Consider the following 21,245-nt stretch of genomic DNA (forward strand, 5'->3'; position numbering starts at 1 on the left):
ACCACCTGTGGGAAGGGAGCGATCCACCATGCCCACCCCTGCCGAGCCCCGTCCGGGGGCTCCCCGCCCGGATGGGCGCCCGGATGCGCCCCACCCGGGCACCCCGCCCCAGGTGCCGCCGCCCCGCGCCATGACCATCGCCGGTTCCGACAGCGGCGGCGGCGCCGGGATCCAGGCGGACCTCAAGACCTTCAACGCCCTGCGGGTCTTCGGCACCTCGGCCATCACCGCCCTGACGGCTCAGAACACCGAGGGAGTGCGGGACGTCCACCTGGTGCCCCCCGGGATGGTGGCCGCCCAGATCGATGCCGTGCTGGACGACATCGGCACCGACGCCGCCAAGACGGGCATGCTGGGCACCACCGCCATCGTGGAGGCCGTGGCGGAGCGCATCGGCTACTGGCGGGACCGGCTGGGTCCCTTCCCCCTGGTGGTCGACCCGGTGATGATCGCCAAGAGCGGGGCCCCCCTCCTGGACGAACCGGCCCGGGAGGCGGTGCGGCGGCTGCTCCTGCCCCTGGCGACGGTGATCACGCCGAACCGCCACGAGGCGGAGGAACTGGCCGGCGTCCCCATCCGGACGCTGGACGACGCCCGCCGGGCGGCCCAGGTCCTCCACGGGCTGGGGCCGGCCTGGGTGGTGGTCAAGGGCGGCCACGTGGCGGAAGATTCGGCCGACGCCGTGGACGTGGTCTACGACGGCCGCGACTGGCACCTCTTGCGGGCGCCCCGCATCGCCACCCGCTCGACCCACGGGACGGGCTGCACCTTCTCCGCCGCCATCACCGCCTACCTGGCCAGGGGGTACGGGGTGCTGGACGCCCTGCGAGCCGCCAAGATCTACATCACCGGGGCCATCCGCCATGCCCCCGCCATCGGGCGCGGCCACGGCCCGACCTGCTCCTTTTACCCCTGGGAGGCTGCGCCCGATGACCCGTTGGGTGACCCGTTGGGAGCGGCGGCCGGGGAGGGCGGCGCGCCGAACGGCGCGCCCGTGGACCAGGCCGCATCCGGGGCCGCGGGCCCTGAGGGCCGGCAGCTCGACGGAGGTGAAGAGGGATGACGGCACCTCAGCCCGGCGCGCCCCCCCACCGCACCCGGCGGCTGGTCCGGGCCGCGATGCTGATCGCCCTGGGCACCGTCCTGGCGGGCATGATCCGGGTCCCCGTCGGAGTGGCCACCGCCACGCCGGTGCAGCATGCCGTCAACGTGCTGGCCGCCGCCTGGTTCGGCCCCGCGGGCGCCGTGACCGTGGCCTTGCTCATCAGCCTGCTGCGCAACCTGCTGGGGCTGGGCACCCTGCTGGCCTTCCCGGGAAGCCTCTTCGGCGCCGCCCTGGCCGGGCTCGCCTACCGGGCCGCCCGGCGCCCCGCCGCGGCCATGGCGGGGGAGGTGGTGGGCACGGGCCTCTTGGGCGGCCTGGCCGCCTTCCCCGTGGCCCGGTGGCTGCTGGGCCAGGCCGAGGCGGCCTGGTTCTTCTACGTGGTGCCTTTTACCGTCAGCAGCCTGCTGGGCGCCCTGGTGGGCGGCCTGCTGCTGCGTTGGCTCCCCGCCCCGGCCCCGGAGGGCGACGGGGGGCCGGTTCCCGGCCCGGGCCCGGGGTCCAGCCAGAGCCCGCCCTCGTCCCGCAGGTGACCCCGCGCCTTCAGAGGGGCGGCAATCGCCCCCGCGGGGAACGCGCGGACCGGGCCGCCACCGGGGCCGTGCGCCGTGGCTCGCCCCGACCCGCGGTAGGCCGGCATGCCTCGGTTCCACCGGGGCCGTGGGTCCGTAGCTCGCCCCGGACTACGGCCGGGCGACGTGACAAGGTTCCGCCCCGCCCGGGGCTCGTGGCCCACCCTGGCCCGCCGTGGGCCGGCATGACCGGGGCGCTGCCCGGTTCGCCATGAACCCGGCGGTTCGCCCGGACCCGCGCCGGGCCGGCATGAGCCGGCTCCGCCCGGCCCCTGGACGCGCGTCTCGCCCTGGCCTGGCAGGACGATCAGGCGTTCCACAGGCATTCCAGAGGAGGGATCCCCGTGACGAACATGGGCGCTCCCCAGCCGCCGGCTCCGGAAGCCTCCAACTCCTCCACCGGCCCGGCGCCCGCGAGCTGGGCGGCGGAAGCCGCCCGGGTCCTGGCCCGGATCCGCCACCGGCGACCGCTGGTCCACCACCTGACCAACTACGTGGTGATGAACTGGACGGCCAACATCACCCTGGCGCTGGGGGCATCCCCCTTGATGGCGCCGGAACCGGAGGAGTTCCCCGCCATTGCTGCGGCGGCGGAGGCCCTGGTCCTGAACATCGGCAGCCTGCGGGCAGGGGATGAAGCCGTCTTCAAGGCGGCGCAGGCGGAGGCCCTCCGCCACGGGCGCGCCGTGGTGGTCGACCCCGTGGGGGCCGGTTTCACCCCCTTGCGCACCCGGCTGGCCCTGGACCTGCTGGCCGGCGGCGCGACGGCCGTGCGCGGCAACGGCGGCGAGATCCTGGCCCTGGCCGGGGCGGGCACCGGCCGCACCCGGGGCGTGGACAGCGGCGCGGTGGAGGAAGGGGAGGTGCTGGAGGCAGCCCAGGCGCTGGCCCGGCGTTACCGCTGCGTGGTGGTGGCCAGCGGACCGGTGGACCTGGTCACCGACGGCCGCCAGGCCTGGCGGGTGGCCAACGGCCACCCCTGGCTGGCGGCGGTGACCGGCGGCGGGTGCGGGGCGACCACCGCGGTAGCGGTGTTCCTGGCGGGCTCGGAGACCCCTCTCAAGGATGCCACCCTGGCCATGGCCGTCTACGGCCTGGCCGCCCAGCGGGCGGCGGAGCGCACCTCGGGGCCGGGCTCGTTCCAGGCGGCCTTCCTGGACGAGCTGTACCGGCTGGGGGCGGGGGGCACAGGGGATGCCGAAGGGCTTTCCATTCTCCCGGGGCCGCCACACGGATCCCGGGAACGGTGAACCGCGCGGAGACGGCGGGAGGTGATCCCATGACGGAGGGTTCAAGGAACGGTAAGGACGGGTCTGGCCGGGGCGGCGCCCGCCTCCCGTTGCCCGCGGGCATCCCTGCCGGGGGTGCGGATCCCGCCCGCCCCGCAACCGGCCTGCTCAAGGTCTACTTCATCTACGACCTGGGCCTTGTGGGCACCGCCGACCCGGCCCCTCTGCTGGAGCCGGTGCTGGCGGCCGGGGTCCGGGCGGTGCAGTTCCGGGCCAAGGCGGCGGCCGACCGGGTGGCCTACGAACTGGCCGAGGCCGCCCGCCGGATCACGGCCCGCTACGGCGCCCTGCTGGTGGTCAACGACCGGCTGGACCTGGCGCTGGCGGTGGGTGCCGACGGCCTGCACGTGGGACAGGACGACCTGCCGGCGGAGGTGGTGCGCCGGCTCTGGCCCGAAGGCCTGCTGGGCGTTTCCGTCCGGAGCCCCGAGGAGGCGCGGGCGGCCGAGGCCGCCGGGGCGGACTACGTGGGCGCCGGGGCGCTCCGTTCCACCTCCACCAAGGACGATGCCCGCGTCATCGGCCTGAAGGGGTTGAAGGCGGTGGTGGCCGCCACCCGCCTGCCCGTGGTGGCCATCGGCGGCATCACCCTGGATGACCTCCCGGCCCTGCGCGGGGCCGGCCTGGCCGGGGTCGCCGTCGCCTCGGCCATCGCCCGGGCGGCCGACCCGGGCGGAGCGGCGGCCGCCTTCGTGCAGCGGTGGGACCGGTGAGTGCACCGCAGGTGCATGACGCCGTCCCCTTTTCTACGGCACGGCACCGGCTCCGGCCCGTCGTGCTACACTCCCTTTGTAGTGCTTGCCCGTCTGCTTGCCCGGCCGCGTGGTCCCGCCGGCCGCGGCCCGACCGGACTCGGCCCAGCCGGCGGCGGCCACGGTCGAAAGGGGGGCCGGGCAAGCCAGCCCGACGACAGGAGTTGACCTGCCGTGTCCCACCGCCAGCCAAGCGGCCGGCGAAGCGCCGGTGCGGCCTCGGGCGCCGGTTCGTCCCGGCCGAACGCCGCCGGGGGCGGCCTGCCAGAGCCCGGTCATGGGGCCCAATCCGGTAGCGGCGGCCAGCCGAAGGCTCCGACCGGACCCACCCAGCCGGCGGGTCCCGGCACTGCCCGCGGCTCCTCCACGTCCGCCCGGTCCTCGACTCCCGCCGGTGCCGCCGGCCGCGAAGGCGTCGCCGATCCCCAGGGACAGCGCGTCCTGGGCGTCCTGCTGCTCGGCGTGTTCCTGGGGGCGCTGGACATCGCCATCGTCGGCCCGGCCCTGAGCGCCATCGGCCGGGACTTCGCCGTCAGCGAGCGGCAGCTCAGCTGGGTCTTCACCATCTACGTGCTGTGCAATCTGGTGGGGAATCCGCTGATGGCCCGGCTCTCCGACCTGCGGGGACGCCGGCCGGTCTACATGCTGGATGTGGCGCTCTTCGGCCTGGGTTCGGTGGTGGTGGCCGCCGCGCCCTCCTTCCCCGTCCTCCTGGCCGGGCGGGCGATCCAGGGTCTCGCCTCGGGCGGCATCTTCCCGGTGGCCAGCGCCACCATCGGCGAGACCTTCCCGCCGGAGCGCCGCGGCCGTGCCCTGGGCATGACGGGCGCCATGTTCGGCCTCGCCTTCCTGCTGGGGCCCGTGATCGGCGGCGTGCTGCTGCCCTTCGGCTGGCAGTGGCTGTTTCTGATCAACGTGCCCCTGGCCGCCCTGGTGCTGGCCTGGAGCCGGCGGGTCCTGCCGGCGCCGCGGCCGGCGGCTCGCACAGCCTTCGACTTCCCCGGCATGGTCCTGCTGGGGTCGGGCCTGGTGGCCCTGGCCCTGGCCATCAACCGCATCGACAGCCAGGCGGTGCTGGCCAGCCTGGCCTCGGCCCAGGTCTGGCCCCTGCTGGCGGCCGGGCTGGTGCTGCTGGTGGCCTTCCAGCGGGTCGAGGCCGCTTCGCCCGCGCCGCTGATCGACCCTGGGCTGCTGGCCAACCGCCAGCTGGCGGTGGCCAACGCCCTTTCCGGCCTGAGCGGCCTGCTCCAGGCGGGGCTGGTCTTCGTCCCCTCCCTGGCCGTGGCCGCCTTCGGGGTCGAACCCTCCACCGCTGCGTACCTGCTCGGGCCGGCGGTGCTGGCCAGTGCCGTAGGGGCGCCGCTGGTGGGCCGCCTGCTGGACCAGGCGGGCTCCCGGGTGGTCCTCACGGTCGGAACGGCCGTGCTGGCCGCCGGGCTCTTGCTGATCCCCGCGGTCACCCGCAGCATGGGCCTCTTCGTGGCGGACGGCGTCGTGGTGGGCCTCGGCCTGGCCAGCCTGACGGGCGCACCCCTGCGGTATGTGGTCCTCAACGAAGCCGGGGCCGGCCACCGGGCGGCCGCCCAGTCCCTGCTCACCGTGGCCAGCAACATGGGCCAGATCGTGGGCAGCGCCGCCATGGGCGCCATCGTGGCCTCCCACGCCGGCGACGTGGCGGGATACGAGCAGGCGTACGTGGTCCTCGGCGTCCTGGCCGCCCTGGGCATCCTGGCGGCCCTTTCCTTGAAGAACCGGGAGGAAGAGCGCCGCACCGCGCTGAAGAACAGCCCCGCTTGAGGCAGGTGGCCCGAAGGCGCCGGCGTCCGGCGCAGGGGGGCTCCGGGCACCGGCCGGAGTCGTAGTGCCGGCTGCGGCACCGCCGGATCCGCGCTGCCGGATGCGCAGCACCGGATCTGCGCTGCCGGATCCGTACGGCCGGATCGACACTACCGGATCCCCACTGCGCGATCCGCACGGCCGGCTCCGTCATGGAAGGGGCAGGCGATCGGGCCTTCCGGGGCGGCCTGTCCCCCCCGGCCCGGCGACCGGCAAGGAGGGTGGACGTGGCACGACGGCGGGTGCGGACCCCCATGAGGCGTCTGGCCGTCCTCTTCGCGGCGGCCCTGCTGGTGTTGGGCAGCGGGTGCGGTCCCCTGGCCGAATGGGCAGGCCTGGCGCCGTGGGGGAATCCTTCCGCCACGGATCCTGCCGGTCATGCCGCCGGCCCCCGGGGTAGCACCGGCGGCGGCCGGGTTCTTCCCGGCGAGGAGGACGAACCCGGCCCCGGAGACGGGCCGGCCGGCCTCCACTGGCAGCGGGCCAGCCTGGCCAGCGTGGGGGACGTGCTGATCCACAACACCCTGCTGGCGGCGGCCCGGCAAGGGGACGGGACCTACGATTTCGGGCCGGCCCTGGCGGCTGTGGCGCCGGCCTTGCGGGCCGCGGACCTGGCGGTGGGCAACCTGGAACAGCCCGTCACGGGCGCCGACCTGGGAGGCTACACGGGGTATCCCCGGTTCAACTCGCCCCCGGAACTGCTGGCGGCCCTGCGCCAGGCCGGCTTCGACGTCCTGACCAATGCCAACAACCACACCCTGGACCGTGGCCGGCGGGGGGTGGAGCGCACCTATGCCAACCTGGAGCGGTTCGGCTTCATCCATGCCGGCACCGCCCGCACCCCGGAGGAACGGGACCGCATCGCCATCGCCGAGGCGGGCGGCATCCGCATCGCCTTCCTGGCCTACACCTACGGCACCAACGGCATCCCCCTGCCGGCGCCCTATCTGGTCAATCTGATCGATCCCCGGCAGATCGCGGCGGACATCGCTCGGGCGCGGCGGGCGGGCGCCGACCTGGTGTCGGTCTCCCTGCATTTCGGCAACGAGTACGAGACCGAGCCCAACAGACAGCAGGAGGACATGGTCGATCAGGTCCTGGCGGCAGGCGCCGACATCGTGCTGGGCCACCATCCCCACGTGCTGCAGCGGGCCGAGTTGCGCCCGGCGGGGCAGGCGGGGGGCGAGGCGGCACCGGGAGCGCTGGCCCCGGGAGCGTCGGGGCCGGCAGAGCCGGGGCAGGAGAGTGCGGGGCAGGAGGATCGCGCCGGTCCCGAGGGGGGCGCCACGGCAGCCGGTGCCCCCGGCGCAGGGGCCGCCGCTGCCGGGCCAGACCGTTCCTGCACCAGGCCCGGATCCGGGTCCGGGCAGCCTGCCGGGTACACCGGGTCCACCGGAGGCCGTCCCTGCCTTTATAAGGCGGTGCTGTTCTCCCAGGGCAACTTCCTGGCCGGGCAGATCGGGGAAGACCGCATGACCTCCGCCCTGTTCTGGCTCGACCTGGCCCGCGACCCCCTCACCGGCCGGGCAGGGGTCACGGGAATCCGTTACGTGCCCCTTTACATCCACAAGGGGAGGGTGGACGGGCGCTGGCTCTGGCGCCCCCTGCCGGCCCGGGAGGCGGCCGGCGATCCGGCCCGGTACCAGGTGCCCCAGGCCGATGTGCCCCTGCTGGAGCGGGCTTACCGGCGGGCCCTGGAGCGCCTGGAGGCACCGGGCGTCCGCTGGGTCCCCATGGAGGAGCTGGCACCCGCGCAGGGGCCGTGATCGAGGGCTCGTAGCTGCCTACCATTCCATCGTCATCTCTTATCAGCCGTAGGCGAATCTTGTGCCGCCGGGTCGCCGTTTCAAAGCCGCCCGGCCACGGCGACACCTGCCAGTGCGCCCAGCACAGCGATCAGGCCGGCAATGAACCATCCCGTTAGGCGGTCCAAGCGCTGTTCGAGGCGGTCGATGCGCTGTTCGATGCGGTCAGCCCGTTGCTCAATGTAGTTGTACAGGCGGTCCTGTTCCCGGCGGACATCGTCCAAGCGCTGGAGGATCAACCACGACGTGTCGGGGGTCGTAGGGGGCATGTCGGCGTCTTTGGACGCTGCCGTTTCGTGGTGCATGGTACCGCCTCCCAAACCGCTGTGAGAAGAGCATAGCATAGCCACGACAGGCGAGGATGGGCCCATCAAACGCCGGGATCGGTTCTCCGATCCCCAACAGACCCCGCGCTGGCGCGTCTGGACGGAGCAGGTGACGCCCGTCCGCATGGAAGCGCTGGAGCCCCCCGTCCCTCTACCCGTGAGGAGTCGAGGGTGGCACGTGTGGAGCGATTAGCGGCGCATCGCCCCGTCGGTGTGCGGCAAGTTGGCGCACCGGCTCTAGGAGAGGTCCTCCGAGGACGCCCACGTGGCGACCGGCGACATGGAATCCGGCCGGCACCTCATCGTCGCAACCGTCGAAGGTTGACGGCCCGGCCACGGGTGTAGGAACCCGCGGCCTCCCTCCGCCTCACCCGGCCGTCCCCGCGCTCTCCCCGGCCGCTTCGTCCGCCACGGCGTCGCCCGCTGCGGTCGCCAGCGCTCCAGCCAGCGGCCGGCGCGCTGCACCCGGCAGGGCCAGGCGGTTGCCGTCGGAGAGCCGGAACAGGTGAAGGCGCGACACCGGCAGCCGGACGCCCACCGCCTCCCCCTCGACCACGGCGGCGTCGGCGGGCACCAGGGCCTGCAGCCTCAAGCCGTTCCCGGCCGTGGGGCCGGCAGGACCGGAAGGGGCCGCCCCGCCGGGGACGCGGCCGGCTTCCACCGTCACCAGCTTCTCGTGGCCCAGCAGCTCGATCATGGTCACCCGCCCGTCCAGGTGCCCGCGACCGGGCGCCACCAGCTGCACGTGCTGCGGGCGGATGCCGATGGCCACCTCGCCTTCCCGTGCCGTCGCCGGCAGCGGCAGGTACACGGGCAGGCCGTCCACCTGCAGCCGCGACCCGCTGACCCGCCCCTGCACCCAGTTCATGGGCGGGTGGCCGATGAAGGAGGCGGTAAAGCGGTTGGGCGGCGTCTGGTAGAGGTCGTAGGGGGTGCCCTGGGCGACGCAGCGGCCCCCGTTCATCAGCACCACCCAGTCGGCGATGCTCATCGCCTCGGTCTGGTCATGGGTGACCAGCACCGCCGTCACACCCAGTTCCCGCTGGATCCGCCGGATCTCGGCGCGCATGGCCTGCCGGAGCTGGGCATCCAGGTTGGAGAGGGGTTCATCCAGCAGGAGCAGGGCCGGCCGCTTGACCAGCGCCCGGGCCAGGGCCACCCGCTGCTGCTGGCCGCCGGAGAGCTGCTCCGGCCGCCGGTCCAGGAGGCTGCCCACCTGCACCAGCTCGGCCATCTCATGGACCCGGCGGCGGATCTCCGGCTCGGGAAGCCGCTGCATCCGCAAGGGGAAGGCGATGTTCTCGAACACCGTCATGTGTGGGTAGAGGGCGTAGCTCTGGAAGACCATGCCCACGTTGCGCCGCTGGGGCGGCACGTCGTTGACCCGCACGCCGTCGAAGAAGATGTCACCCTCCGTAGGCCGCAGCACGCCGGCCAGCATGTACAGGGTGGTCGACTTGCCGCACCCGGACGGCCCCAGCAGCGCCACCAGCCGGCCGGGTTCCAGTTCCAGGGTCAGGCGGTCGACGGCCGTTACGGTGCCGAAGCGCTTGGTGACCCCTTCCAGCCGGATCCTCACCGCTTTACACCCCCCGTGTACAGCACCATCAGGTAGCGCTGGAGGAACAGGTAGACCAGCATCACCGGGATCATGTAGAACACGGCGACGGCGGTCACGGTGCCGTAGCGGGCCACGTCGGCCTGGGAGAGCAGCGCCCCCAGGTACACCGGCAGCGTCTGCACACCGGCGCCGGGCGCCAGCACGTAGGGCAGCAGGAACTCGCTCCACCCGGACAGGAAAGCAAAGACCGCCGATGCCATCAGGCCGGGGCGGATGATGGGCAGCACCACCCGCCACCAGGCGGCCAGGCGGCTGGCCCCGTCCAGCAGGGCCGCCATCTCGTGGTCCCAGGACACCTGGTCGTAGAAGCCCTTGAGCACCCACACGTGGAACGGCAGCTCCAGGGCGATCTTGGCCAGCACCACGCCCGCCAGGGTGTCATACAGGCCCAGTTGCCGGAGCAAGAGGAACAGCGCCACCAGCAGGGTGATCCCCGGGAAGGCGTGGAGCACGATCAGCATGGCCAGCCACAGCCGCCGGCCCGGCACGGCCAGGCGCGACAGGGCGTAGGCGGCCGTGCTGGCCAGCAGGACCTCGCCCAGGGCCACCAGAAGGGCAAAAAGCAGCGTGTTGATGGTCAGCTGCACTATGGACGGGCCGAAGGGGTCGGGCTGCCAAAGGAACGACCAGTTCTCCCAGGTCCACCCCAGCGGCCGGAACCCTTCCATCCCATCGCTCCAGGACGCCACCAGCAGCCACGCGTAGAGCAGCAGCACCGGCGCCGTCACCGGCACCAGCAGAAGCCACGCCCAGCGCGCCGGGCGCTGGGTCTCGCTCAGGCTGCCGAGCACGCCGCCACCTCCCTTCCCGCGACCGGTGCCGCGATCCGTTCACCTGGACACCTTGAGCCCCTCGCGCTCCAACCGCCACGACGCCCAGGGGCTGCGCCGCGCTCCCCACGCCTCTTGCGCGTTCCCCACGCCTCTTGGCCGAGGCGCACCCGCCGGGTTCAGCTCACCTCGATCCGCGGCGGCTGGGTCAACTGGCGGAAGTTGAAGAAGCGCAGGTAGAGCACCGACGCCACCAGCCCGATGACCACCAGCACCGTGGCCAGGGCGGCACCCAGGCCGTACTGGGCGTTGCCGAAGTAATTGGACAGCGCCGTGTGGAAGGCGTAGAGGGCCCAGACCTCGGTGGTGTAGAAGCCCGGCCCGCCGTCGGTGGCCAGCAGGATGTACTCGTAGGACGCCAGCAGCGACAGGGTCTGGTACGCGGCGACGAACAGCGCCGGCCACCGCAGCTGGGGCAGCACCACCCGCCGCACCAGCGCCCAGGTGCCCGCGCCGTCCACCTGGGCCGCGACCAGCTGTTCCCGCGGGATGGCCTGGATGGCGGCGCTGAAGATGATCATCCCCATGGACGCCCCGACGAAGCCGTTGATGGCGATGACAACGGGCCATGGGTGCTCGTAGAGCCAGTTGCCGCCCGCCGGCAGGCCCAGCGCGCCCAGCACCTGGTTGATCACGCCGTAGGGCGGCTCCGCCGCGAAGTACTTCCACATGAGGACGTACACCACCGACGGCGTGATCCTGGGCAGCAGCCACACCGCCCGGAAGAACCCGCCCCAGCGCCGGGGCAGGAAGGCCGTGGCCAGCGCCAGCACCAGGGCAAGCCCCACGTTGAACAGCGTCAGGGTGGCGCCCACGTAGAGCAGCGTGTTGCGCAGCACCAGGCCCGCCACCGGGTCGGTGAGGATGCGCCGGTAGTTCTCCAGGCCGACCCAGCGGAAGCCCTCCAGGCCCGTGGCGACGCTGAGGTCGGTCAGGCTGAGGATCACCGTCAGCACCGCCGGGACCAGGAAGAACACGGCCACCACCAGGGCGAAGGGCAGGAGGAACCCTGCCCCCAGCCGCCACGGCGCGGCCGGCCGGGCGGCCGCGAGGACCTCGGCCGCCCGGCTCACCGGATGATCACCTCGTCCCGGAGCTGCGACTGCAGCTGCCGGACCACCGTGTCGACGGCCTGTTCGGGCGTCATCTGCCCGGCCACCACCGCCGACAGGCCGCGGTAGATGGCCTGGTCGTAGTTGCCGAACTGCTCGTGCAGCGGGACGAAGCCGGCATGCTCGACCATGTACGCGAGGTCACCCAGCAGCCGGTTCTCCTGGTACGCCGGCTGGTCCAGCTGCGACTTCATGATCGCCAGGTGGTTGCTCTCCACCGCGTGGCGCGTGTTGAACTCGGGATTCGTCGCCTCGAGGATCAGCCGCGCCGCCAGCTCGGGGTGCTGCGAGTACTTCGTCACCATGTACACCAGCGGGTGCGAGAGGGTGACCCCCGGCTTGCCCTTCTCGCCCGCGGGCAGCAGCGCGTAGCCCAGATCCTGGACGTCGGCGTCACTCAGGCCGTACTGGTCCTGCCACTCGGCCACCTGCCAGGAGCCGCCGACCCAGAGGCCCACCTGCTTGCCCGTCACCGTCCGGTGCCAGATGGACCAGTCGGTACCCAGCAGGGACGGCTTGAGCACGCCCAGCTCCCGCGCCCGTGCGAAGAACTGGTATTCCTTCAGAAGCGCCTCCTTGTCCAGCACCAGCTTGCCCGTTGCGGGATCCTGCATCTGGCCGCCGTAGGCCAGGTAGAACATGTAGAAGTCCACACCCGGCTGCGGCCGCGTCCAGAAGCCCTGCCCCGCCGGCACGATGCCCCGGTCCTGAAGCTGCCGGGCCACGGTGAGCAGGTCATCCAGGGTAAACTCGCCCTTCTCGATCTGTTCCGGCAACCGGGCGATCTGCTCGTCGGACCAGCCCAGCTGCTTCAGATGCGACTTCCAGAAGTAGAGGGGCCGCGCCTCGGTATCCTGCGGGATGCCCCAGATCTTCCCGTCCAGGGTCACCGACTCCCACAGCGTCGGGAACACGTCCTGGTACACCGGGCTATCCTTGACGTACTCGTCCAGCGGGATGATGTGCCCGGCTGCGGCCCACGGCGCCACGTCCTCGTGGCCGCTGAGGATGATGTCCGGCGCCTTCCCGGCCTCGGCCGCCAGGATGAAGCGCTGCTTGTACTCGTCCCAGGGCCGGTCCTCGTGGGAGCCCTCCAACTGGACGCGAACGCTGGCGCCCTCCTGCTCCAGCTTCTCGTTCAGCCGGTCCACGGCTTCCCTGAGGTTGTCAAACCGCCAGTGCTCGGTGGGCTTGCCGATGGTCATGGCGCGCAGGGTGACGGTCTGGACGCCCTGCTCTCCGGACGAACCGTCCTCGCCCGTACCGCCGCCCGCCGCGCCCGGAGAGCTTCCCCCGCTGCCGCATCCGGCCAGCAGCACCAGGCTGAGGGCCAGCAGGGCCGCCAGCAGCCGGGCACCCGACCGGTTGCGGTCCTGGCGCCCCTGACGCCGCGGGCCACCCTCTAAGCCAGGCCTCCGCTCGCTACCGCTCCGGCGTTCCAGACAACGGTTCCACCAGCCAGCACGCACAGGACGGTCACCTCCCCTTGCTCGTCGCTCGCCGCGGACTCCTGCTGACGGCTCGCCGAGGGGCGGCATCCCGCAGGGTAAGGGCCAGGCCCCAGTCCCACCGCCTCACCCCGGCTTGACCGCCCGGGCACGCGGCCGGTCTGGGGCGGTTCCGCCCCTCATGGCGGCACCTCCTCCCGGGGAGCCCGGAGGCGCCCCTGGCAGGGGCATCGCCTTCCCGCAGTGCCGCCGCCCCGCCGCACCACAAGCGCCGTCACCGCGGTCTTGCCCGCCTGTTCCTCACCCGTTTGTGCTGGTCGCTTTTCTGAACGTGAACGGTGCTGGAAGGATGGCGAAGGTTGCCCCGCATGGCGCCGTACCGGGGCCGCCTGCTATTAGCAGGCTGCAGCAATGAGTGCTAACAAGCAATTGGAATATAGCCCTGGCTTGTGATCGATGTCAAGTTACGGCATATGAAGCCATTTATCCGGCCGCACCATCCATCTCTGGAATTCCCCGGTTGGACATGGGCGGGCCCCATGCCGCCCACGTCAGAGCCGGGCGAACCGCAGTGTAAAGCGGAGTGCCCAAGGAGCGGGGGCCGTGGCATCATGAGAGTAGCCGCCGCAACGAGGTGAGAAGTTTGGACCGGAGCCAGGACTGGTGGGACGAGGCTCTGGGAGACCTTGCCCATGCGGAAAGCGACGACCTGGAACGCGGCTTTTATAACTGGGCCTGCTTCTCAGCCCACCAGGCTGCCGACAAGGCCGTAAAGGCTGTCTGCCAGCGATTCGGGGGCGAGGCCTGGGGACATTCGGTCTATGCCCTCCTCGAGGCGCTGGCGGAGCAGGTTCCCGTACCCGACGACCTTCGGGATCGGGCCCTCGAGCTCGATAAGGCGCATATTCCCACCCGGTACCCTGATGCTCATCCTGTTGGAGCGCCGAGGCGACTCTACACGGCTTCCGAAGCCAGGAGGATGCTGGATCATGCACGGGTCATCCTGGAATTCTGTGCGCGTTACCTTTCCGTCTCTGAGCCTTGAGGAGGTCGTACAGCGCATCAGGGACAGCCTTCCCCGGCTGGCGCAGCAACTGCCGCTCCAGCGGGTGGTCCTCTTCGGGTCCTATGCCCGGGGGCGGTTTACGGCCCGCAGCGACATCGACTTGCTGGTGGTCTACCACGACCCTCCGGTGGCCGACGCCTTCCAGCGGGTACGGCGGGCCATCCCGCTGCGGGCCCTCGAGCCCCACGTCTACAGCGTCTCCGAGGCGCAGGCCGTCGCCGCCGTGCTGGAGCGGATGACCCGGGACGGGATCGTCCTGTTCGACAGCTGAAGGGATCGGCCTGCTATGGGGCCGGCGGGCCCCGGGGTGCGCCGGGCTGGGGCCGCCGGGTCCCCGGGGTGCGCCGGGTTCCACCGGCGCCAGGTTCAGGCGTCGCCCTCCCGTTGCCGGGCCAGCGGCGGCAGGCTCGACCGGGCGATGGTCTTGTCCAGCTCCTCGTAGTCGAAGTAGCGGATGGTCTCGTAGAGCTCGGCCCGGTCCTGCATCTCACCCAGGAGCTCGCGGGTCGAACCGGCCTGCCGCAGGTGCCGGTACAGCCGCTCCACGGCCCGCGCCGCCACCCGCAGGGAAGAGACCGGGAAGAGAATGATGTCGTAGCCCCACGCCGCCAGATCCGCCGCGCTGTAATACGGAGTCTTGCCGAACTCCGTCAGGTTGGCCAGGAGCGGCACGCCGGGCAGCGCCTCCCGCACGGCGCGGAATTCCTCCTCGGTGGTCAGGGCCTCGGGGAAGATGGCATCGGCCCCGGCCTCCACGTAGCGCCGGGCCCGGGCGATGGCGGCTTCCAGCCCCTCCACCCCGTGGGCGTCGGTGCGGGCGATGACGTAAAGGGACGGCGCCGTCTCCTTGAGGGCCCGGATCTTCTGCACCATCTCGTCGGCCGTGACCAGGCTCTTGCCGCTCAGGTGGCCGCACTTCTTGGGCATCTCCTGGTCTTCGATCTGGACCCCCGCCACCCGCGCCTCCACCATCTCCCGGCCCGTGCGGGCCACGTTCAGCACCCCGCCGAAGCCCGTGTCGATGTCCACGATCAGCGGCAGGTCCGTGGCGCGGACGATGTCCCGGGCCCGGTCGGCCACCTCCTGGCTGGTGACCAGGCCCAGGTCGGGCAGGCCGCGGCTGGCGGTATAGGCGGCCCCGGACAGGTAGACCGCCTCGAACCCGGCGCGCCGGGCCAGGAGCGCGGCCATGGCATCGTGGGCGCCCGGCAGCACAACCGGCCCCTTCCGCACCAGCTGGCGGAAACGCTCGGCCAGCTCGGGCTGGGGCGTTTCCTTCTGCAGCAACCAGGCCATGGGAATCCCTCCTCACAACCTCCCGGGCTCACGGGACGGACCGGCCCGCCCGGGCGGGTCGGTCCGTCCCGGACGGGCCGTAGCCGTCCCTGGCCGGCCCACCTTGCGCCGGAGGGCCGGGGAATCCGCCGTCCCCGAACGGCGCCCAAGGCGCCAACGGTGCCACAGGCGCCGGCCTCCCGGGCCTTCAGGGCCGGTGCAGCTCGTCCATGAAGCGGTCCACGGGCATCTCCGGCAGGGCGGGGTCTTCGGCCAGCAGGTGGAACAGCCGCTCCGCCCGCTTGGCCGGGAAGACCTCCCGCAAGGCGCCCCGCACCTTCTCGTGCAGCCGCGGCAGGGCTTCGTCCCGCCGGCGCCGGTGGCCCAGGGGGTACTCCACCTCCACCTTTTCGGTGGCGGTACCGTCGCGGAAGAACACCTGCACGGCGTTGGCGATGGACCGCTTCTCGGGGTCCAGGTAGTCGCGGCTGTACCGCTCGTTCTCCACCACCACCATCTTCTCCCGCAGGGCGTCGATGCGGGGGTCGGAGGCGATGGGCTCCTCGTAGTGCTGGTAGGTCAGCTCCCCGTAGATCAGGGCCACGGCGGTCATGTACTGGAGGGAGTGGTCGCGGTCGGCCGGGTTCGTCAGCGGGCCCTTCTTGTCGATGATGCGGACGGCCGATTCCTGGGTCTCGATGACGATGCGCTCGATCTCGTCCAGCCGGTCCTTGACCTGGGGGTGCAGGCGCAGGCCCGCCTCCACCGCCGTCTGCCCATGGAACTCGGCCGGGTAGGCGATCTTGAAGAGCACGTTCTCCATCACGTAGGACCCCAGGGGCCGCGCCAGGACCACCTTCTCGCCCCGGAAGACCACGTCTTCGAAGCCCCAGCGGGGGGCGCTCAGGGCGGTGGGGTAGCCCATCTCGCCCTTGACGGCGAAGAGCGCCAGCCGCACGGCCCGGCTCACCGCATCGGCCGCCGCCCAAGACTTGCGGGAGCCCGTGTTGGGGAAGTGCCGGTAGGTGCGCAGGGCGGCCCCGTCGATCCAGGCGTTCGAGAGGGCGTTGACCACCTCGTCGCGCCCGCCGCCCCACAGGGCGGTGGCCACCGCCGCCGACGCCACCTTGACGAAGTGCACGTGGTCGAAGCCGAAGCGGTTGAGGCTGTTCTCCAGCGAGAGCACGCCCTGGATCTCGTGGGCCTTGATGGCCATGGTCAGCACGTCGCGGACGGTGTAGGGCGCCTCGCCGCGGCTGCGCCGCACCCGGCTGACGTGATCCGCCACCGCCAGGATGGCGCCCAGGTTGTCCGACGGGTGCCCCCACTCCTTGGCCAGGAAGGTGTCGTTGTAGTCCAGCCAGCGGATCAGGGCGGTGATGTTGAAGGCGCCCTCCACGGGATCCAGAACGTAGGGCGTGCCCGGCACCTTGACCCCATGGGGCACGATGGTCCCCGGCACCGTAGGGCCGAGCAGCTTCGTGCACTCGGGATAGGCCAGGGCGTAGAAGGCCGCCGCCAGGGAGTCCATCAGCACCCAGCGGGCGGTGCGGTAGGCCAGGTCGCTGTCGATGGCCTGGTTCAGCACATAGTCGGCGATCTCCACCAGGACCCGGTCCGGTTCCTGGGGTTTCGTGGCCCCGCCGGCCGGGGCGCTTGCGTCGTGGCTTGCCATGGTGCCGTCCTGCGACCTCCCCTGCGATGATCGCCGCGGGATTCAGCTGCCATCGCCACGGCATTCAACCGTCGCCGGTATCGCCTTGGCGGCTCTCGCCATCGCCTTCACGGCCGTCGCCATGCCCGGGGCACCCATGGCGCATCGCCGCCACAGGCGCCGCCATGGCGGTCCGCCGCGGAATGGCCACGACCGCTCAGGCCTTGAGCCCCCGCGGCCCCAGATAGCGTACCCGCGGCCGGAAGAGCCGGTTCTCCGCGTGCTGCTCCACCACGTGGGCCACCAGGCCCGCCGTCCGCGCGGCGAAGAAGATGGGCGTGTACAGCTCGATGGGGATGCCGAGCACGTAGTAGATCGGCGCGGCGTAGTAGTCCAGGTTCGGGTAGAGGCCCTTCTCCTCCCGCATGATGTCCTCGCCCCGCTGGCACATGGCCACCCAGCGGCGGCCCTCCTCGTCGCCGCGTTCGTCCACCAGCCGGGCCAGGGTCTGCTTGAGGATCCAGGCCCGCGGGTCGAACTTGCGCATGTAGACCCGGTGCCCGAAGCCCATGATGCGCTCCTTGCGGGCCAGCTTCTCGCGGATCAGGCGGTCGAGGCCCTCCACGTCGCCGGCCTCCAGCATCATGTGGGCCACGGCCTCGTTGGCGCCGCCGTGCAGGGGCCCCTTCAAGGACGCCACCGCCCCCGTCAGGGCGCCGTACACGTCGGACAGGGTCGAGGCGATGATCCGCGCCGTGAAAGTGGAGTTGGGCATCTCGTGCTCGCTGTAGGCGATCAGCGCCTGGTCGAAGGCCCGGGCCCCGGCGGGGTCCGGCCGGCGGCCGGTGATCATGTACACGAAGTTCTCGGCGAAGCCCAGCTGGGGATCGGGAAGAACCGGCTTCCCCCCCTGGGCCACCCGGGTCAGGTTGGCCACGATGGTGGAAACCTGGCCCACCAGGCGGACGCCCTTGGCCCGCTCGGCCTCGGGGTCCGGCGAGTCGGCCTCGGGGTCGAACCCGGCCAGGGCCGAGACGGCGGTGCGCAGCCGGTCCATTGCGTGCATCGACGCCGGCAGCTTGGCGAGGATGTCCCACACGGCCTGGGGGACCTCGGCGGCGAGGAGCTGCCGCTCCAGGTCCTTGCGCTCGGCCTCGTCGGGCAGCCGCTCGTTGATCAGCAGGCCGAGCACGTCCACGTAGGTCTTCTGGGTGATGAGGTCGAGCAGGTTGTAGCCGCGGACCACGATCTCCTCGTTCTCCACGTCGAGGTAGGAGATGCGGGTCTCGGCGGCGATCACGCCCTCGAGGCCGGGGCGATACTCCTGGTTCTCCATGACGCCACCCCTTTGGGAGGATGATCAGCGGGCGCGCGGCCGGAACCGCGCCCGAGCCACCGAATTGCCCTTGGATTCCTACCCGAAAGGAGCCCCGACCTCCTGCCAGGCCCGAACGATGCAATCGCACCGACGCCGGCGGTCGCGGGAACCCCGTTCGGCGCGGCGGCGTCCAAAGGGCGACGGTACACCGGAGGAGGAGCGTTCAAAGGGTCACGGTGCCAGGGGGAGTCAGGCTGTCTCGACCGTCAAGGCCGCTTCAAACCCGACTCTCAAGGCCGCCTCCAAGCGGAATTCCAGAGGGGCAGTCGAAGGGCAGGACCGTCCAGACCGATGCAGGGGCGGACGCGAAGGTGTCAAGGGCGGACTCCCGGGCAAACCGAATCTGGAGGAGGCGAGGACTTTGCTGTTCGCAGATGGAGGATCCTTGGGCCGGCCGATGATCCCAATCAAGGTGACGGGGAGGGACAGCCGAGGGGTGACGGGGAGCGGGCGACGAACGCGGGGTCCCCGTGCAAAAGGCCGTCGAGCCCGGGCAGCAGTGCGGCGCGTGGGATGGGTGGTGGGATGGGTGGCCTTGTTGACCGTGGCCATGGCCGGGTTCGCAGGTGCCCTCCAGGCTTCCACGGGACGTGGCGCTCCGGGGAAGCCCCCGGAACCCGCCGGCTCCCCGGATCGACCCGTGTCCTGGGTGGTCGCGCCGGACGACGTTCAGGCCGCGGAAGCCTACCTCCGGGAGCGCTTCGCCGACCGGTTCGGTGGCCTCTACGTGGAAGAGGCGGGCAACGGCCAAGCGGCGGTGGTGGTCGTGCTGACGCGACCCCTCGACCCCGCCGGTGAGCAGGCGCTGCGGGATCGCCTCGCTGGACACCAGCTGCGGTTCGAGGAAGGCCAGTACACGCTGAGGGAACTCGAGCAAGTGCAGGCGACGCTGAACCAAAACATGGCCCGCCTGCAGGCCCAGGGAGTCGAAGTGGTGTGGACCGGGGTGGACGTTCGGACGAACCGGGTGACGCTGGGGGTCTCGAGCTCCGTCGCCGAAGCCCGGGCCGCGATCCAGAGCCTTCCCGGGGCGGACGCCATCGAGGTGGTGGCCGCCCAGCCCGCCCAGCTTCTTGGGGCCGAGGGCGGTCCAGCCGCCACCGTCGCGCCGGCTCCGGGGGCCGCGGACTCGGGTGCGGCGACCACCTGGGAGCCCGCTCCCGGGAACGGCGCCCCAGCCCCTGCGGAAGGGTGGTGGGCCGGTCTGCTCGCGACCCTCAGCCGGTGGTGGGCGGCGCTGGTTGCGCTGTTGCGATAATTGCCGCTGCGTCATTCGGCCCCCCACACCAACCAGTGGCCATTGCGGCGGATGAGGTAGAAGTTCCCCCGTAGCGACATCGAGGCGGTGGCTCCATCGGCCTCGCGAGGAAGCGTTTGAATCCACCAGCTGGCCTCTAGCGTATCCTCACCGCAGTGGTTTCGGATGAGTTCCGTATGCGGTGCCTCGCTCGCAGGGCCGAATTCCGCGACGCGGCTCTTGTCCAGACCCTCGGCTTCATCGGCGGCATGGTTCTGATTGGCCAGCATGGAATCGAGGATCGGCCAAAACGACTGGTCCGCCGTCTTGCGGGCTGCGTCCTTGTCGCCTCGAGCTATAGCCATCAGGTGATCCGAAACGGAATCGATCAGGTCGGAAACATCGGCATGGCTTACGCGTTCGAGTCCGGCAGGATTGGGGCACGCGGCGGCGAGAGAAAACCCGTCATGCTGGGCCGGAACCGGCGGTGGAAAGATGTCGCTTGGAAGTGATGCGGTGCCGGCCTTTGTCTCAGCTTGGCCGGCCTGACCTGCACATCCTCCCAGGATTAGCGCAAGGAGTTGCATGGACGCGATCGCGACCGTCAAGGCGTCTTTCCCGTATACACGCCGACCGGTGCGGAGGTGCTGCAACACAGTTCCCTCCTTATGACGCAGCCCCAATACACCAACGGATACCTGGGTCACGCGTTGCCTGGAAATCCGCGCAGCTTGACTTGGTCCTGGGTGAGGGCTTCATTGGACCCATTATTCGGACGGGACGGTAGGCTCCAGCCGGTCCTGGACCAGGTGGAGCGGCCAGTCCACCGGCCAGAGGTCCACGGCGTCACTGGCTTGCAAAAGATCCCATAGGAAGGGCACGTGCTCCAACCGACGGTCACCAGCACCCGCCGCCTCAGGTGGCGGGTGCTGGCATGGTTGCTGGCACGAAGAAGCGAAGCGCAGGCGGCGAGAATGTTTGCCGCCATGCGGATGTTCCGCACCGACCAGGTTCGAATCTCTTCCGTGGCGTCCAGTTGGAGTTGCAGTCGGTGCTTGGCCCGGATAAGGTCCATCACCCCCTGATCGAAGATGGCCCGAAGTCCCAGCTCGCGACGCCCGATCCACTGGAGAAAGGTCTGGGTCACGTCCTGCAACGTCGCCTCCGCGGCGGTCTGCCAAGCCGCCGGCACAGGCGGCCTGGCCACAGAAGCCAAGGGCATGCCCCCGCCGCCCACCGGCCGCGGCTCCGGCTTCGGATCACCAGGGTGCGCCGGACCGGCTCGTTCACCCGAACCGGCGTCGGGTTCGTCCGTGTAATCATCGATGGGGTGAAAAGGGATTCCCCTCTCACGGCACAGGGGCAAGATGAGCCGCCGGTATTCCAAAGGCCCGCAGTAACCGGGGCGCGTGCCGCCCGCGGTCCGTTGCCAGTCGATGGGCCGCACCTCGCCACAGATGGCATCCGGCCCGAACGCAAGGATGATGCGACGGATCACCGTGAAGTCGTAATGGGCAAAGGCCGGCTCCAGGTGTAGCCGGTGCAAGGTGGGAAGTAGCGCCACGGTGATCCGTGGCCCAGCGGTCGCGGCCGGTGTGTCAGGCACGGTGCCACCTCTGCGTCTACGGTGCTAGAGTCCCAGGTGGTGGTGGAAGAGTTTGTGGCCGGACCGGCCGGTCCTGCTGAACATTTACAAACAGGTCACCGGTGGCTCCCCTTCGGGTTGAACGAGACCGCACGAGGGGAGGGCACCCACCAGCGACCACTGACTTGAGGATGGCATGATTCGAGCTTCTGCGCAAACATCAAGGCAAACCGGAAGCCGATGCCTTGCGCGAAGGGCTGCGCTGGCTGGTCCAAGAGCTCATGGAGCTTGAAGTGAGCGAGCTTGTGGGCGCCGAACGGGCCGAGCGCACCGAAACGTTAGTGTCCCAGGTGGTGG

General features: G+C 71.3%; 19 protein-coding genes and 1 pseudogene. 10 read left to right on the forward strand and 10 right to left on the reverse strand.

The window, feature by feature from the left end:
- Positions 1-28 precede the first annotated feature (28 nt).
- The 6 genes from thiD to ACYQ02_RS08410 all read left to right on the forward strand — a co-directional run bounded on the left by thiD (position 29) and on the right by ACYQ02_RS08410 (position 7,317).
- The gene (thiD, locus tag ACYQ02_RS08385) at positions 29-1,063 is read left to right on the forward strand and encodes a bifunctional hydroxymethylpyrimidine kinase/phosphomethylpyrimidine kinase (RefSeq protein WP_460039997.1); all 1,035 of its coding nucleotides are present in this window, start codon (positions 29-31) and stop codon (positions 1,061-1,063) included.
- Positions 1,060-1,635 carry an energy coupling factor transporter S component ThiW gene (gene thiW, locus ACYQ02_RS08390; RefSeq protein WP_006903213.1) on the forward strand — a complete coding sequence of 192 codons (576 nt, stop codon included), beginning with the start codon at positions 1,060-1,062 and terminating at the stop codon, positions 1,633-1,635. The genes thiD and thiW overlap by 4 nt, the downstream gene beginning before the upstream one ends.
- A gap of 392 nt (positions 1,636-2,027) precedes the next feature.
- Complete coding sequence (gene thiM, locus ACYQ02_RS08395) at positions 2,028-2,924, forward strand: hydroxyethylthiazole kinase (RefSeq protein WP_460040334.1); 897 nt, start codon at positions 2,028-2,030, stop codon at positions 2,922-2,924.
- A gap of 29 nt (positions 2,925-2,953) precedes the next feature.
- Positions 2,954-3,676 (forward strand): thiamine phosphate synthase, encoded by a 723-nt coding sequence (gene thiE / locus ACYQ02_RS08400; protein ID WP_460039998.1) that lies wholly within the window; start codon positions 2,954-2,956, stop codon positions 3,674-3,676.
- Between the two features lie 213 nt (positions 3,677-3,889).
- Positions 3,890-5,512, forward strand: coding sequence for an MFS transporter (locus tag ACYQ02_RS08405; protein ID WP_460039999.1), 1,623 nt, complete (start codon positions 3,890-3,892; stop codon positions 5,510-5,512).
- A gap of 266 nt (positions 5,513-5,778) precedes the next feature.
- Positions 5,779-7,317, forward strand: a complete 1,539-nt coding sequence (locus tag ACYQ02_RS08410; protein WP_460040000.1) for a CapA family protein — start codon at positions 5,779-5,781, stop codon at positions 7,315-7,317.
- 80 nt (positions 7,318-7,397) lie between these two features.
- Here the strand turns inward: ACYQ02_RS08410 and ACYQ02_RS08415 are convergent, their stop codons facing one another.
- The 5 genes from ACYQ02_RS08415 to ACYQ02_RS08435 all read right to left on the reverse strand — a co-directional run bounded on the left by ACYQ02_RS08415 (position 7,398) and on the right by ACYQ02_RS08435 (position 12,714).
- Complete coding sequence (locus tag ACYQ02_RS08415; RefSeq protein ID WP_460040001.1) at positions 7,398-7,661, reverse strand: hypothetical protein; 264 nt, start codon at positions 7,659-7,661, stop codon at positions 7,398-7,400.
- Positions 7,662-8,049: 388 nt separating this feature from the next.
- A complete protein-coding gene (locus ACYQ02_RS08420; RefSeq protein ID WP_460040002.1) occupies positions 8,050-9,261 on the reverse strand; it encodes an ABC transporter ATP-binding protein in 1,212 nt (403 codons plus the stop codon).
- Positions 9,258-10,094: a carbohydrate ABC transporter permease gene (locus ACYQ02_RS08425; protein WP_460040003.1), complete on the reverse strand. Its 837-nt coding sequence runs from the start codon at positions 10,092-10,094 to the stop codon at positions 9,258-9,260. The genes ACYQ02_RS08420 and ACYQ02_RS08425 overlap by 4 nt, the downstream gene beginning before the upstream one ends.
- Positions 10,095-10,252: 158 nt before the next feature.
- Positions 10,253-11,206: a carbohydrate ABC transporter permease gene (locus ACYQ02_RS08430; RefSeq protein WP_460040004.1), complete on the reverse strand. Its 954-nt coding sequence runs from the start codon at positions 11,204-11,206 to the stop codon at positions 10,253-10,255.
- Positions 11,203-12,714, reverse strand: coding sequence for an ABC transporter substrate-binding protein (locus ACYQ02_RS08435; protein WP_460040005.1), 1,512 nt, complete (start codon positions 12,712-12,714; stop codon positions 11,203-11,205). Before ACYQ02_RS08435 ends, ACYQ02_RS08430 begins: the two co-directional genes overlap by 4 nt.
- Positions 12,715-13,327: 613 nt before the next feature.
- On the opposite strand from ACYQ02_RS08435, the gene ACYQ02_RS08440 reads away from it, so the two are divergent.
- Both ACYQ02_RS08440 and ACYQ02_RS08445 read left to right on the forward strand, forming a co-directional pair.
- Positions 13,328-13,738 (forward strand): HEPN domain-containing protein, encoded by a 411-nt coding sequence (locus tag ACYQ02_RS08440; protein WP_460040335.1) that lies wholly within the window; start codon positions 13,328-13,330, stop codon positions 13,736-13,738.
- Complete coding sequence (locus ACYQ02_RS08445) at positions 13,683-14,030, forward strand: nucleotidyltransferase family protein (RefSeq protein WP_460040006.1); 348 nt, start codon at positions 13,683-13,685, stop codon at positions 14,028-14,030. The genes ACYQ02_RS08440 and ACYQ02_RS08445 overlap by 56 nt, the downstream gene beginning before the upstream one ends.
- Before the next feature lie 95 nt (positions 14,031-14,125).
- Here the strand turns inward: ACYQ02_RS08445 and prpB are convergent, their stop codons facing one another.
- The 3 genes from prpB to mmgD all read right to left on the reverse strand — a co-directional run bounded on the left by prpB (position 14,126) and on the right by mmgD (position 18,024).
- Positions 14,126-15,055, reverse strand: coding sequence for a methylisocitrate lyase (prpB, locus tag ACYQ02_RS08450; protein WP_460040007.1), 930 nt, complete (start codon positions 15,053-15,055; stop codon positions 14,126-14,128).
- Positions 15,056-15,242: 187 nt separating this feature from the next.
- Positions 15,243-16,709, reverse strand: a complete 1,467-nt coding sequence (locus ACYQ02_RS08455; RefSeq protein WP_460040008.1) for a bifunctional 2-methylcitrate dehydratase/aconitate hydratase — start codon at positions 16,707-16,709, stop codon at positions 15,243-15,245.
- Between the two features lie 196 nt (positions 16,710-16,905).
- Positions 16,906-18,024 (reverse strand): citrate synthase, encoded by a 1,119-nt coding sequence (gene mmgD, locus ACYQ02_RS08460; RefSeq protein ID WP_460040009.1) that lies wholly within the window; start codon positions 18,022-18,024, stop codon positions 16,906-16,908.
- A 571-nt stretch (positions 18,025-18,595) separates the two neighbouring features.
- Between mmgD and ACYQ02_RS08465 the strand changes: the two genes are divergently transcribed.
- Positions 18,596-19,324 (forward strand): alpha-lytic protease prodomain-containing protein, encoded by a 729-nt coding sequence (locus tag ACYQ02_RS08465; RefSeq protein ID WP_460040010.1) that lies wholly within the window; start codon positions 18,596-18,598, stop codon positions 19,322-19,324.
- Positions 19,325-19,335: 11 nt separating this feature from the next.
- Here ACYQ02_RS08465 and ACYQ02_RS08470 read toward each other — a convergent pair whose 3' ends face one another.
- Positions 19,336-19,956, reverse strand: a complete 621-nt coding sequence (locus ACYQ02_RS08470; RefSeq protein WP_460040011.1) for a hypothetical protein — start codon at positions 19,954-19,956, stop codon at positions 19,336-19,338.
- 50 nt (positions 19,957-20,006) lie between these two features.
- Complete coding sequence (locus tag ACYQ02_RS08475; RefSeq protein ID WP_460040012.1) at positions 20,007-20,909, reverse strand: hypothetical protein; 903 nt, start codon at positions 20,907-20,909, stop codon at positions 20,007-20,009.
- Between the two features lie 188 nt (positions 20,910-21,097).
- On the opposite strand from ACYQ02_RS08475, the pseudogene ACYQ02_RS08480 reads away from it, so the two are divergent.
- A pseudogene (locus ACYQ02_RS08480) lies at positions 21,098-21,226 on the forward strand (IS256 family transposase); the annotation flags it as partial.
- Positions 21,227-21,245 lie beyond the last annotated feature (19 nt).

The sequence above is a fragment of the Thermaerobacter litoralis genome, assembly GCF_054654595.1.

Bases quoted from the DNA above. Each gene is read 5' to 3' on its own strand.
- thiD (WP_460039997.1), top strand. From the start codon at position 29: ATGCCCACCCCTGCCGAGCCCCGTCCGGGGGCTCCCCGCCCGGATGGG.
- thiW (WP_006903213.1), top strand. From the start codon at position 1,060: ATGACGGCACCTCAGCCCGGCGCGCCCCCCCACCGCACCCGGCGGCTG.
- thiM (WP_460040334.1), top strand. From the start codon at position 2,028: ATGGGCGCTCCCCAGCCGCCGGCTCCGGAAGCCTCCAACTCCTCCACC.
- thiE (WP_460039998.1), top strand. From the start codon at position 2,954: ATGACGGAGGGTTCAAGGAACGGTAAGGACGGGTCTGGCCGGGGCGGC.
- ACYQ02_RS08415 (WP_460040001.1), bottom strand. From the start codon at position 7,661: ATGCACCACGAAACGGCAGCGTCCAAAGACGCCGACATGCCCCCTACG.
- ACYQ02_RS08445 (WP_460040006.1), top strand. From the start codon at position 13,683: ATGCACGGGTCATCCTGGAATTCTGTGCGCGTTACCTTTCCGTCTCTG.
- prpB (WP_460040007.1), bottom strand. From the start codon at position 15,055: ATGGCCTGGTTGCTGCAGAAGGAAACGCCCCAGCCCGAGCTGGCCGAG.
- ACYQ02_RS08455 (WP_460040008.1), bottom strand. From the start codon at position 16,709: ATGGCAAGCCACGACGCAAGCGCCCCGGCCGGCGGGGCCACGAAACCC.
- mmgD (WP_460040009.1), bottom strand. From the start codon at position 18,024: ATGGAGAACCAGGAGTATCGCCCCGGCCTCGAGGGCGTGATCGCCGCC.